Raw genomic sequence first — 11,821 nt, 5'->3', positions numbered from 1 at the left:
CGGGACTCCAGTGGAAGAGGGTGACGACTGAGGGAGCGCGCGGCGCACGACGCGCGCGGATGCCGTACGGGAGAGCCGTGCGGAGCGGACCCGGCGGTGCGCCCGGAGAGGTATGGGGCGCGGCGGGGGCGCGGCGGGTGGAGACGGCGGAACCCTGTCCCGGGGTCCAGCCGTACGGGTGAAACGGTCGAGCGAACGGACCGACTGGTACGGGGCGGCTGCGTCACCAGGCCGCGTCCGTACGTGTTGGGAGGAGACTAACCGGCCGGTAACTGGTCCGCCAGGGCGCGGAGATGTGACCTGTACCGCCCAAATGTACCGATCATCGATCATCGATCAGCCGGGTCCCCGGAACCCCGCCCACCGGGGGCGGCGGGGCCCTAGGGTGGCCGCGTGAACGACGTGCTGGAACGCCTGAGGGCGGAGGCCGGCGGCTCGGCCGCGTACGCGGAACTGCTCGCGGCGGCGCCGGACGCCCTGGCCGCCTCCCTGACCTCCGCCGGGCTGCCCCTGTGGGCCCGCGAACTCGCCGCGTACCGGCTCGGAATGGCCGGGGACCGGCGGGCCTTCGAACCGCTGGTCCTGCTGCTCAACCACCGGGACCCGGCCCGCTGCGCCGCCGCCGCGCAGGCGCTCGGCGTCCTCGGGGACCCCCGCACCGCCCGCGCGGCGGCGGCCCTGGCGACCAACTCCCTGCGCACCGCGTACGCCCTGCACCCGGTCCGGCTGCTGACCGCGCTGCGGGCGCCCGAGTCGGCCCCCGCCCTGATCGAGACCCTGTCGCGGCTGCTGACCCCGCACGACCCGTACTGGCGGGTGGCTCTGGCCTGCGTCGAGGGCCTGGGCGCCCTCGGCGACGCCCGGGCCCGCGACGTCCTGGTCCGTGCCCAGGCCCACCCCCGGCTGGCGCAGGCCGCCACCGAAGCCCTGGCCGGGCTGATGGCGGGGCACCCCGACGCCTGAGCCCTGGCCGGGCGGGGTGCGGTGCCGCTGCGCGGGCTGCTCCCCGCCCCGCCCTTCGCCCGTTCCCCGGGGCTGCGCCCCGGACCCCGTTCTGGGGGCTCCGCCCCCAGACCCCCGCGCCTGAATCGCCGGCAGGGCTGGATCTCGCGCAGCGGTCCAGTCCTCAGCTGCCGGCGACGACGGCGAAGGCCTCCACCTCCAGCAGCAGCTCCGGGCGGAACAGGGCCGCGACCTGGACCGCCGAGGAGGCCGGCTGCCGGTCCGGGGCGATCACCTCGTCCCGGGCCGCCCGGACCGCCGGCAGGTGGGCCACGTCCGTGACGAAGTACGTCAGCTTCACCACGTCCTCGAAGCCCGCCCCGGCCGCCGCCAGGCACCGCCGCAGGTTCTCGAACACCTGCCGCGCCTGCGCGGCCGCGTCGCCCTCGCCGACCACCTCCCCCTTCTCGTCGAAGGCGCACTGCCCCGACACGGCCACGAACCGCCCGGTGCCCCAGACGACGTGGCTGTACCCGGTGCCGGGACTGACGCCCTCGGGCGCGGAGATGCGGGTGAGGTGGTCGTCAGCGGACGGAGAAGGAGAAGTCATGCGGACGATCTTGCCTGGTCGGCCTCAGCCGCGGAAGCCCAGCAGCCCGTGCAGGGCCGCACCGCCCGCCGAGGGCGGCACCGCCCGGGTCGCCGTCGCCGGCTTCGGCGCGGGCTGCGCCCGGCAGGTCGCGTCCGCCGCCTGACCCGTCCTCAGGTACGCGGACAGCTTCTCGTCCAGGCACTTGTTGCCGCTCAGGGCGATGCCGTGGTTGCCGCCGCCCTCCTCCACCACCAGCGCCGAGCCCGCCAGCTTGTCCCGCATGCTCACCGCACCCTCGTACGGCGTGGCCGCGTCCTCCGTCGCCTGGAACAGCAGCGCCTTCGGCAGCGCCGTGTTCGTCACGTCCGGGGCCTCGAGCGGCTGCGTCGGCCAGAACGCGCACGGCGCGTTGTACCAGGCGTTGTTCCAGGTCATGAAGGGCGCCTTGGCGTGCGTCCGCCACATGTCCGCCCGCCACCGGTTCCAGTCCCGCGGCCACGCCGAGTCCCGGCACTGCACCGCCGTGTAGACGCTGTAGCTGTTGTTCGCCGACGGCTCCACCGCGCCCAGCCGCTCGTACGCCGCCACCAGCGGCTTCGGGTCCTGCTTGACCGCGTACGCCGCGAAGGCCTCGGCCAGCGACGGCCAGTAGCCGTTGTAGTAGCCGCCCGGCATGTACGTGTCCTCCAGCTCGGCCGGGCCCACCTTCCCGCCCGCCGGCGTCCCGCGCAGCGCCTCGCGCATCGCGTACCAGCGCTCCTCGACCCGGGCCGGGTCGGTGCCCAGGTGGTACGTGGAGTCGTACTGGGCCACCCAGGCCAGGAACGCCTTGTGGCGGGCGTCGAAGGCCAGGTCCTGCGAGAGGTTGTCCTCGTACCAGACGCCGCCCGGGTCGACCACGGAGTCCAGCACCAGCCGGTGGACCCGGTCCGGGTGGAGCTTGGCGTACACGGCGCCCAGATAGGTGCCGTAGGAGTAGCCGAAGTAGCTGAGCTTCGGCGCGCCCAGCGCCGTGCGCAGCACCTCCAGGTCCCGGGCCGCCGAGACGGTGCCGACGTACGGGAGCACGTCCGCGTGCTTCTCCTGGCAGGACACCGCGAAGGACCGCACCCGCTCCAGGTTGGCCCGCTCGGTCGCCCCGTCCCGCGGCACGGAGTCGGGCCGTACCGGGTTGAAGTGGCCGGTCCCGCAGTCGAGGGCGGGCTCGCTCTTGCCCACGCCCCGGGGGTCGAAGCCGATCACGTCGTACTGGGCGGCCACGTCCTTGGGCAGGGCCGAGGCGATGAACCCGGCCAGCGCGCGGCCGCTGCCGCCCGGGCCGCCGGGGTTGACCAGCAGCGGCCCCTGGGAGGCGGCGGCGGTGTGCGGGACGCGGGTCAGGGCCAGGGAGATCTGCCGCCCGGCGGGCTGCTCGTGGTCGAGCGGGACCTTGAGGGAGGCGCACTGCAGCGTCGGGTAGCGGGGGGTCGCGCAGCCGGTCCAGCGCAGGCCCGCGGCGGCGGGCGCCTCGGCGGGCGCGGCCGGCGCGGCGGTGAGGGGGGTCGCGAGTGCGGCGGCGACGGTGGAGATCGCCAGCAGGACGGCGGCCCGCTTCTTCGCGGGGCGCAGCTTCGAGGGGTGGAGCATGGGGCCTCCCAGCCGAGGGTTCTGGGCGGAATCGTCCCGGAAACCGTGGCGGGAAGACGGGATTGGGCCGCGCATTGGCCCGATGTGATGACCCGTCGGGAGGCGTCCGGGTCACGGGCGGTGCGCGCGGCGGGGTCACATCAGCGTCAGCTGCGTCGGTCCGGCAGGGGCGGGGGCGGCGGGCCGCTCCGGCTCGGGCAGGGCCCGAGGCTGCCCGCGCCGGGCCGGTCCGATGCCGAATTCGGCCGCGAGCTCGTGGACTTGGCGGGTGATCCGGCGCTGGTACCAGGTGGGCGCGTACGAACCGCCCGCGTACATGCGTTCGTATCGTTCGACCAGGTGTGGGTGATGGTGGCCGAGCCAGGCCGTGAACCACTCGCGCGCCCCCGGCCGCAGATGGAGTACCAGGGGTGTCACGGAGACCGCCCCGGACGCGGCGATCGCCCCGACGGTCGCCCGCAGCTGCTCGGGGGAGTCGCCGAGGAAGGGGATCACCGGCGCCATCAGCACCCCGCATTCGAGGCCCGCGTCGGTCAGGGCCCGTACGGCGGCCAGCCGGGCGGCGGGGGAGGGGGTGCCCGGCTCCACGGTCCGCCACAGGCCCGCGTCGGTGAACCCGACCGAGACGCAGACGCCGACCTCGGTGACCTGGGCGGCCTGCCGCAGCAGGGGCAGGTCGCGCAGGATCAGCGTGCCCTTGGTGAGGATCGAGAAGGGGTTCGCGCGCTCCCGGAGCGCCTCGATGATCCCCGGCATCAGCCGGTAGCGGCCCTCGGCGCGCTGGTAGCAGTCGACGTTGGTGCCCATCGCGATGTGCGCCCCGCCCCAGCGCGGCGCGGCCAGCTCGCGGCGCAGCAGCTCCGGGGCGTTGACCTTGACGACGATCTGGGAGTCGAAGCCGATCCCGGTGTCCAGGTCGAGGTAGCCGTGGGTCTTGCGGGCGAAGCAGTAGACGCAGGCGTGGCTGCAGCCCCGGTAGGGGTTGACGGTCCATTCGAACGGCATCCGCGAGGCCCCGGGCACGCGGTTGACGATCGAGCGGGCCCGCACCTCGTGGAAGGTGATCCCGCGGAACTCGGGGGTGTCGAAGGTGCGGGTGACGACGGAGCCGGCCCCGAACAGGGCGGCCGGACCGCTGCCCGGCGTCCCGGTCAGATTCTCCCAGCGCATGGATGCCTCCTCGGTGACGGGGACCCGAGAATAGAACAAACGTTCCCATGATCGTGCGGACGGTCCCGGGCGGGCGCGCTCCGTGGCGGCGGTGCGACGGGCCGTAGCCGCCGCGCGCCGAAGGGGATGCCTCCCGTGGAGGGGGCGTCCCGCCCGGCCCGCCGGGATGGCCACCGGCATCCCGTCCCCCGGCAGGAGGCACCACCCGCCGGCTGCCGGGGCCGCCCGGCGGCGGAGGGCGGATTTGGGCGCCCGCCCCGGAGGTGATTGGCTTGCCGCCGCAACGTTCACGACTGCTGGAGGAACAGGTATGGCGCAGGTCGAAGCCACCACGGAGCGCATCATCGAGGCCGACGCGGACACCGTGTTCGACGCGCTGGCGGACTACACCGGCACCCGGAGCAAGCTGCTCCCCGAGCACTTCAGCGAGTACGAGGTGCGCGAGGGCGGGGACGGCGAAGGCACCCTGGTCCACTGGAAGCTCCAGGCCACCAGCAAGCGCGTGCGCGACTGCCTGCTCGAGGTCACCGAGCCCACCGACGGCCAGCTCGTGGAGAAGGACCGCAACTCCTCCATGGTCACCACCTGGACCGTGACCCCCGCGGGCGAGGGCCGCTCCCGGGCCGTGGTCAGCACCGTCTGGAACGGCGCCGGCGGCATCGGCGGCTTCTTCGAGCGCACCTTCGCCCCCAAGGGCCTCGGCCGCATCTACGACACCGTCCTCGAGAACCTGGCCAAGGAAGTCGGCGCCTGACGGACGGCCCTCGGGCCGCCGACGGGACGCCGCCGCCGGCCGGACGGCGCCCGGGGACGGGACAACTCCCGGGGACGGCTCACCGGTTCGGGTGGAATTCCCGTCTGCCGTGAGCCGCCCCGGGACCCGCCCCGCGACCCGCCGCGCACCCCGGCCCGGCCCCGGGCGTGGCCCGGGGCCGGCGGCGTGCCGGGCGGCTAGGGTGGGGCTCCGCGACCCGACCCACCGGGGGGCCCGATGAAGATCCTCGTCTCCGCCGACATGGAAGGCGCCACGGGCGTCACCTGGCCCGCCGACGTGCTGCCCGGCACCCCGCAATGGGAGCGCTGCCGGGGCATGTTCACCTCCGACGTCAACGCCGCCGTGCTCGGCTTCTACGACGGCGGCGCCGACCGGGTCCTCATCAACGAGGCCCACTGGACCATGCGCAACCTCCTCCTGGAGAAGCTCGACGCCCGCGCCGAGATGATCACCGGCCGCCACAAGTCCCTCTCCATGGTCGAAGGCGTCCAGCACGGCGACGTCGACGGCATCGCCTTCGTCGGCTACCACACCGGCGCCGGCAGCGAAGGCGTCCTCGCCCACACCTACCTCGCCAACTCCATCACCGGCGTCTGGCTGGACGGCCTGCGCGCCGGCGAGGGCGTCCTGAACGCCCACGTGGCCGCCGAGTACGGGGTCCCCGTCATCCTCGTCACCGGCGACGACCTGACCTGCGACGACGCCGCCGGATACGCGCCCGACGCCCGCACCGTCGCCGTCAAGGACCACGTCTCGCGCTACGCGGCCGTCTGCCGCACGCCCGCCCGCACCGCCGCCGACATCCGCGCCGCCGCCACCGAGGCGGTCAAGCTCGCGGTCCGGCACGAGCCGGTGCGCGGCGGCCCCCACACGGTGGAGGTCGAGTTCGACGCCGAGCACCTGTCGATGGCCGCGACCGTCGTCCCCGGCGTCGAGCGCTCCGGCGAACGCAGGGTCGCGTACACCAGCGAGACGATGTACGAGGGGATCCGGACCTTCAAAGCGGTCACGACGGTCGTCTCGGCGGCCGTGGAGGAGCAGTATGGCTGACATGCACCGGGTGGAAGGCGCCCCCCGAGGGAGCGCCCACGAAGAAGCCGCGGCCCCCGCGGGGGCCTGCGTCGACGAGACGGCCCTCGCCGAGGTGGTCGAGTTCACCTCCGGCCTGATCCGGATCGACACCACCAACCGCGGCGGCGGCGACTGCCGCGAGCGCCCCGCCGCCGAGTACGCCGCCGAGCGCCTCGCCGGAGCCGGCCTGGAGCCCGTCCTGCTGGAGCGCACCCCCGGCCGCACCAACGTGGTCGCCCGGATCCAGGGCACCGACCCCTGTGCCCCCGCCCTCCTCGTCCACGGCCACCTCGACGTGGTCCCCGCCGAGGCCGCCGACTGGAGCGTCGACCCCTTCTCCGGCGAGGTCCGCGACGGCGTGGTCTGGGGCCGCGGCGCCGTCGACATGAAGAACATGGACGCCATGGTGCTGGCCGTCGTACGCGCCTGGGCCCGCCACGGCGTTCGGCCCCGCCGGGACGTCGTCATCGCCTACACCGCCGACGAGGAGGACAGCGCCGTCGACGGGTCCGGCTTCCTCGCCGACGAGCACCCTCACCTCTTCGAAGGCTGTACGGAGGGCCTGAGCGAGTCCGGGGCCTTCACCGTCCACCCCCGGCCGGGCCAGGCCCTCTACCCCATCGCCGCCGGCGAACGCGGCACCGCCTGGATCAAGCTGACCGCCCACGGCACCACCGGGCACGGCTCCAAACCCAACCGGGCCAACGCCGTCAGCCGGCTCGCCGCCGCCGTCGCCCGCATCGGCGAGTACGACTGGCCGGTCCGCCTCACCGACACCGTCACCGCCTGCATCACCGAACTCGCCGCCCTCCAGGGCCTCACCGTCGACCCCCGCGCCCCCGGCACCGACCTCGACGGCCTCCTCGGCAAGCTCGGCCCGGCCGCCGCCCTCGTCGACGCGACCGTGCGCAACAGCTCCAACCCCACCATGCTGAGCGCCGGTTACAAGCTCAACGTCATCCCCGGTCACGCCACCGCCCACGTCGACGGACGCACCGTCCCCGGCGGCGAGGCCGAGTTCACCGACACCCTCGACCGGCTCACCGGCCCCGACGTGCACTGGGAGTTCCAGCACCGGGAGGTGGCCCTCCAGGCCCCCGTCGACGGACGCACCTACGGCATCCTGCGCGAGGCCGTCGAACACTTCGACCCCGACGGGCACGTCGTCCCCTTCTGCATGGCCGGCGGCACCGACGCCAAACAGTTCTCCCGGCTCGGCATCACCGGCTACGGCTACTCCCCGCTCAGACTTCCGCCGGGCTTCGACTACTGGTCCCTCTTCCACGGCGTGGACGAACGGGTGCCCGTCGACGCCCTCCACTTCGGCGTCCGCGTCCTCGACCGCGCACTGCGGGCCCTGTGATGGGAGCCCGGTGATGGCGGCCGCCGCCGTCGGAGGCCCCTACGGCAGCTGGCCCTCCCCGCTCACCGCCGCGCACGCCGCCGCGCACGACGGCCGGCCCGAGTACCTGGGCACGATCGGCGCCGAGGTGTGGTGGACCGAACCCCGCCCCGAGGAAGGCGGCCGCCGCACCCTGGTGCGCCGGCCCGCCGACGGCGGCCCCGCCCGGTCGGTACTGCCCGCCCCCTGGAACGTGCGCAGCCGCCTCACCGAGTACGGGGGCCTGCCCTGGGCGGGCGCCGAGCAACCCGGCCGGGGGCCCCTGGTGGTCTTCGTCCACCACGCCGACCAGCGGCTGTACGCGTACGAGCCGGACGCCCAGGGCGCCGCCGCGCGGCCCCGCCCGCTCACCCCCTTCTCCGCCGTCGGCGGCGGCCTGCGCTGGGCCGACCCCGTGCTGCGTGGCGGCGAGGTCTGGTGCGTGCTCGAGGAGTTCACCGGCCCCGGCCCGGGAGACCTGCGCCGGGTCGCGGCCGCCGTACCGCTGGACGGGTCGGCCGCGCAAGACCGGTCCGCCGTACGGGAGCTGACCGACGACCGGCACCGCTTCCGCACCGGGCCGAAGCTCTCCCCCGACGGGCACCGCGCCGCCTGGCTGGTGTGGGACCACCCCCGGATGCCCTGGGACGGCACGGAACTGGAGCTGGCCGACGTACACCCCGACGGGACGCTCGGCCCGCCCCGCACCGTGCTCGGCGGGCCGGACGAGGCCGTCGCCCAAGCGGCGTGGGCGGCCGACGGGACCCTGCTCGCGGTGAGCGACCGCACCGGCTGGTGGAACCCGTACCGGGTCGACCCGGACGGCGGCGAACCGGTCAACCTCTGCCCCCGCGAGGAGGAGTTCGGCGGCGCCCTGTGGAAGCCGGGCCTGACCTGGCTGGCCCCGCTGCCCGAGGGGACGGTGGCCGTACTGCACGGACAGGGCTCCGCGGTCCTCGGCGTCCTCGACCTCGACACCGGCGACCTCGTCGACGCGGCCGGACCCTGGACCGCCTGGCAGCCGGCCCTCGCCGTCAGCGGAACCCGCGTCTACGGGGTCGCCGCCAGCCCGCGCAGCGCCTACGAGGTCGTCGAGCTGGACGTCGGCACCGGGCACGCGCGGCCCGTCGGAGCCCGGGCCGACGACCCCGTGGACCCCGCCTACTACCCGGAGCCGCAGAGCCGCACCTTCGCCGGGCCCGGCGGCCGCGACATCCACGCCCACGTCTACCCGCCGCACCACCCCGTCCTGCGGCCGCCCGACGACGAACTGCCCCCGTACGTGGTGTGGGCGCACGGCGGCCCCACCGAGCACGTCCCGCCCGTACTGGACCTGCACATCGCCTACTTCACCTCGCGCGGCATCGGCGTCGTCGAGGTCAACTACGGCGGCTCCACCGGCTACGGCCGCGCCTACCGCGAGCGGCTGCGCGAACAGTGGGGCGTCGTCGACGTCGAGGACTGCGCCGCCGTCGCCCGGGCCCTGGCCGCCGAGGGCACCGCCGACCCCGCCCGGCTCGCGATCCGCGGCGGCAGCGCCGGCGGCTGGACGGCCGCCGCCTCCCTGGCCGCCACCGACCTGTACGCCTGCGCCGCGGTCATCTACCCGGTGCTCGACCTGCTGGGCTTCGCCGCGGAGACCCACGACCTGGAGTCGCACTACACGGACGGCCTGGCCGGCCCCCCGGCCACCCTGCCCCTGCGCTGCCGAGAACGCTCCCCGGTGGCCCGCGCCGACCGGATCGAAGCCCCCTTCGTCCTGCTCCAGGGCCTCGACGACCCCGTATGCCCGCCCGCGCAGGCCGAACGCCTGCTGGCCGCCCTCCGCGGCCGCGAGCCGGCGGTCCCGCACGCCTACCTCACCTTCGAGGGCGAGGGCCACGGCTTCCGGCGCGCGGACACGATGGTGCGGGCGCTGGAGGCCGAACTGTCCCTGTACGTACAGGTGTTCGGCGTCGAGCGGGGGGACGTGCCGCGGCTGGAGCTGGGTACGGAGTGAAGCCGGCGGCCGCTAGGCGGTGTGCAGCCAGATCCGGAGCGGGCCGAGGGGCGTGAAGCCGGCGCGCACGGCAGTGTCCAGGTCCTGGCCGTGCTCGTAGCCCACCACCGGCAGCTCCGGCCAGTGGCGGGCGGCCGCGTCGAGGGCCGCCGCCCAGGCTGCGTCGGCGTCCGCGTCGTCGTGGGCGAACACGTTGGAGACGCCGACGACCCCGCCGCCGGTGCTGAGGACGGCCCCGGCGGTGATCCGGGACCCGTCGCGGCCCGCGAGGAAGACGACCCCCTCCCGCAGCAGGCCCTCGTGGAACAGGCCGGTGGATTCCTCGCCCTCCCAGGCGGCCTCCCAGGCGGCCAGCTCCCCGGGCGCCTCCAGCTCGTCCCACTCCAGCCGCCCGCCCGCCGGGGCGGCGGCCGTCCCCGCCGGGCGGTGCATCCACTGCGCCTCGAACAGCACCTCGAAGCCGGCCGGGGCCAGGTCGAGCGCGGCGAAACTGTCCTTCACCGAGCAGCCGGGCGCGGCCGTGTCGACCCCGGCGAGCACTTCGGCGGCCGTGGCATCCGGGGTGAGGGTGACGGCGTCGGGGTACAGGGGAGGGGTGCGGTGGGGGCTGCACCAGAGCGCGTCGCGGAAGTGGCCGCTGCGGGAGACCGCCGCGCACCACTCGGCGTTGTTGCGGGCGGCGGCGGAAATGATCACACCGGGATGCTGCCACAGTGCCTAGCCTGGGGCGATGTCTTATTCCGCTGAGTACGTCAGTACGGGCGCCCGGGTCGGTCTGCGCCCCTTCCGGCACGCCGACGGCCCCGAGTTCACCGCGCGGGTCCGCGAGAGCCGCGAACTGCACCGGCCCTGGCTGTTCCCGCCCGCGACCCTGGAGGAGTACGAGCCGTACGCGGCCCAGCGGGCGGGGAGCGGGTTCCTGGTCTGTGAGCTGGCCAGCGGGGACATCGCCGGGTTCGCCAACGTCAACAACATCGTCCGCGGCGCCTTCCAGTGCGGGGCGCTCGGTTACGGGGCCTTCGCGCACGCCGCCGGGCGCGGGCTGTTCGGCGAGGGCTTCGGCCTGCTGCTGGCACACGCCTTCGCCGCTGACGGCCTGGGGCTGCACCGCCTGGAGGCCAACATCCAACCGGGCAACACCGCGTCGATCGCTCTGGTGCGGGGGCGGGGCTTCCGGCTGGAGGGGCTCTCGCCGGAGTTCCTGTACGTGGACGGGGCATGGCGGGACCACGAGCGGTGGGCGCTGACCGCCCCCTCGTGATGCCGGGCGGGACCGCACGGCGGAAAACCCGGGACGGACGGGGGCGCATGGAACAGGATGGGTCGTATGCGAAGCCTCGTACTTCTCGACGCCCCGTCCAACCTCGGCCTGCGGCCGCCCGCCCCCGGGACCGTGCCCGGGGTCTACAAGCTCGCCGGCGCGCTGCGCGAGCAAGGGCTGCTCCAGCGGCTCGGTGCCCGGGAGGGCGGGGTGGTCGTTCCGCCGCGCTACGACCGGGGTGAGTGGAAGGAGGGCGACGGCGTCTTCCACGCCGAGGCCATCGCCGCGTACACCGTGACCCTCGCCGACCGGATCGAAGCGCACCTGCGGGCCGGCGAGTTCCCCGTCGTCCTCGGCGGGGACTGCTCCATCCAGCTCGGCGCCGCCCTCGCGATGCGCCGGCTCGGGCGGTACGGGCTCGCCGCCATCGACGGCTCCGCCGACTTCCGGCACCCCGGCAACGAGGCCGTCAACGGGCCCGTCGGGGCGGCCGGGGGCGAGGAGCTCGCGCTGTCGACGGGGAGGGGGCACAGGGGCCTGAGCGACTTGGAGGGGCTCGGGCCCTATCTGCGGGAGGAGGACGTGCGGCTCTTCGGGCTGCGGGACGCAGACGAGGACCTGCCGGAGCTGCGCGCCGTCGGCATCGCCGCCCACACCGTCGGGGAGATCCGCGAGCGCGGTGCCGGTGCGGTGGCGCGGGCGGCGCTGGACGGGCTGCACCCGCCGGAGACGGCGGGGTTCTGGATCCACCTCGATGCCGACGTGCTCGATCCCTCCGTCATGCCGGCCGTGGACAGCCCGGACCCGGGCGGGCTGCTGCCGCAGGAACTGGGTCAGCTGTTGGGTGAGTTGGCGCGTTCACCGCGGTGCGTCGGGCTCAACGTGACGATCTACGACCCGGATCTGGATCCGGACGCGCGTGCGGGGGCCCTCCTCGCCGACCTCGTCGTGGGGGCCTTTGCGTAATCCTGACCGGTGGTGATGTGCGGAACCACTGTGCACGC

The 11,821-nt window shown here is 74.9% G+C and carries 11 protein-coding genes; 7 read left to right on the top strand and 4 right to left on the bottom strand.

Annotated elements, in window-relative coordinates; genetic code table 11:
- Positions 1–393 precede the first annotated feature (393 nt).
- Positions 394–963 (top strand): HEAT repeat domain-containing protein, encoded by a 570-nt coding sequence (locus tag ABD973_RS05080; protein WP_345498781.1) that lies wholly within the window; start codon positions 394–396, stop codon positions 961–963.
- 163 nt (positions 964–1,126) lie between these two features.
- Here the strand turns inward: ABD973_RS05080 and ABD973_RS05075 are convergent, their stop codons facing one another.
- From ABD973_RS05075 to ABD973_RS05065, 3 genes are all read right to left on the bottom strand, one after another.
- Positions 1,127–1,552, bottom strand: a complete 426-nt coding sequence (locus ABD973_RS05075; protein WP_125823098.1) for a RidA family protein — start codon at positions 1,550–1,552, stop codon at positions 1,127–1,129.
- A 24-nt stretch (positions 1,553–1,576) separates the two neighbouring features.
- Complete coding sequence (locus ABD973_RS05070) at positions 1,577–3,160, bottom strand: alpha/beta hydrolase (protein WP_125823099.1); 1,584 nt, start codon at positions 3,158–3,160, stop codon at positions 1,577–1,579.
- A gap of 135 nt (positions 3,161–3,295) precedes the next feature.
- Positions 3,296–4,330, bottom strand: coding sequence for an Rv2578c family radical SAM protein (locus tag ABD973_RS05065; RefSeq protein WP_345498777.1), 1,035 nt, complete (start codon positions 4,328–4,330; stop codon positions 3,296–3,298).
- A gap of 310 nt (positions 4,331–4,640) precedes the next feature.
- Between ABD973_RS05065 and ABD973_RS05060 the strand changes: the two genes are divergently transcribed.
- The 4 genes from ABD973_RS05060 (at position 4,641) to ABD973_RS05045 (ending at position 9,556) form a co-directional block, all read left to right on the top strand.
- The gene (locus tag ABD973_RS05060) at positions 4,641–5,084 is read left to right on the top strand and encodes an SRPBCC family protein (protein WP_125602815.1); all 444 of its coding nucleotides are present in this window, start codon (positions 4,641–4,643) and stop codon (positions 5,082–5,084) included.
- A 237-nt stretch (positions 5,085–5,321) separates the two neighbouring features.
- A complete protein-coding gene (locus tag ABD973_RS05055) occupies positions 5,322–6,155 on the top strand; it encodes a M55 family metallopeptidase (RefSeq protein ID WP_345498774.1) in 834 nt (277 codons plus the stop codon).
- The gene (locus tag ABD973_RS05050; RefSeq protein WP_386381804.1) at positions 6,148–7,539 is read left to right on the top strand and encodes a M20/M25/M40 family metallo-hydrolase; all 1,392 of its coding nucleotides are present in this window, start codon (positions 6,148–6,150) and stop codon (positions 7,537–7,539) included. The genes ABD973_RS05055 and ABD973_RS05050 overlap by 8 nt, the downstream gene beginning before the upstream one ends.
- A gap of 13 nt (positions 7,540–7,552) precedes the next feature.
- Positions 7,553–9,556: a prolyl oligopeptidase family serine peptidase gene (locus ABD973_RS05045; protein WP_345498772.1), complete on the top strand. Its 2,004-nt coding sequence runs from the start codon at positions 7,553–7,555 to the stop codon at positions 9,554–9,556.
- 12 nt (positions 9,557–9,568) lie between these two features.
- On the opposite strand, the gene ABD973_RS05040 is transcribed toward ABD973_RS05045, so the two are convergent.
- The gene (locus ABD973_RS05040) at positions 9,569–10,249 is read right to left on the bottom strand and encodes a hypothetical protein (RefSeq protein ID WP_345504482.1); all 681 of its coding nucleotides are present in this window, start codon (positions 10,247–10,249) and stop codon (positions 9,569–9,571) included.
- A 37-nt stretch (positions 10,250–10,286) separates the two neighbouring features.
- Here ABD973_RS05040 and ABD973_RS05035 point away from each other — a divergent pair, with 37 nt between their 5' ends.
- Both ABD973_RS05035 and ABD973_RS05030 read left to right on the top strand, forming a co-directional pair.
- Complete coding sequence (locus tag ABD973_RS05035; protein WP_125823102.1) at positions 10,287–10,817, top strand: GNAT family N-acetyltransferase; 531 nt, start codon at positions 10,287–10,289, stop codon at positions 10,815–10,817.
- 66 nt (positions 10,818–10,883) lie between these two features.
- Positions 10,884–11,783: an arginase family protein gene (locus ABD973_RS05030; RefSeq protein ID WP_345498770.1), complete on the top strand. Its 900-nt coding sequence runs from the start codon at positions 10,884–10,886 to the stop codon at positions 11,781–11,783.
- The last annotated feature ends 38 nt before the right edge of the window (positions 11,784–11,821 follow it).

The organism is Streptomyces racemochromogenes, from assembly GCF_039535215.1.
In the GTDB taxonomy this organism is placed as follows: domain Bacteria; phylum Actinomycetota; class Actinomycetes; order Streptomycetales; family Streptomycetaceae; genus Streptomyces; species Streptomyces racemochromogenes.
This window is presented reverse-complemented; position numbering and strand designations above follow the sequence as displayed.

What these genes read in the sequence shown, in the direction of transcription:
- ABD973_RS05075 (WP_125823098.1), bottom strand. Translation starts at nt 1,552, where the DNA reads ATGACTTCTCCTTCTCCGTCCGCTGACGACCACCTCACCCGCATCTCC.
- ABD973_RS05070 (WP_125823099.1), bottom strand. Translation starts at nt 3,160, where the DNA reads ATGCTCCACCCCTCGAAGCTGCGCCCCGCGAAGAAGCGGGCCGCCGTC.
- ABD973_RS05065 (WP_345498777.1), bottom strand. Translation starts at nt 4,330, where the DNA reads ATGCGCTGGGAGAATCTGACCGGGACGCCGGGCAGCGGTCCGGCCGCC.
- ABD973_RS05060 (WP_125602815.1), top strand. Translation starts at nt 4,641, where the DNA reads ATGGCGCAGGTCGAAGCCACCACGGAGCGCATCATCGAGGCCGACGCG.
- ABD973_RS05055 (WP_345498774.1), top strand. Translation starts at nt 5,322, where the DNA reads ATGAAGATCCTCGTCTCCGCCGACATGGAAGGCGCCACGGGCGTCACC.
- ABD973_RS05050 (WP_386381804.1), top strand. Translation starts at nt 6,148, where the DNA reads ATGGCTGACATGCACCGGGTGGAAGGCGCCCCCCGAGGGAGCGCCCAC.
- ABD973_RS05045 (WP_345498772.1), top strand. Translation starts at nt 7,553, where the DNA reads ATGGCGGCCGCCGCCGTCGGAGGCCCCTACGGCAGCTGGCCCTCCCCG.
- ABD973_RS05035 (WP_125823102.1), top strand. Translation starts at nt 10,287, where the DNA reads ATGTCTTATTCCGCTGAGTACGTCAGTACGGGCGCCCGGGTCGGTCTG.
- ABD973_RS05030 (WP_345498770.1), top strand. Translation starts at nt 10,884, where the DNA reads ATGCGAAGCCTCGTACTTCTCGACGCCCCGTCCAACCTCGGCCTGCGG.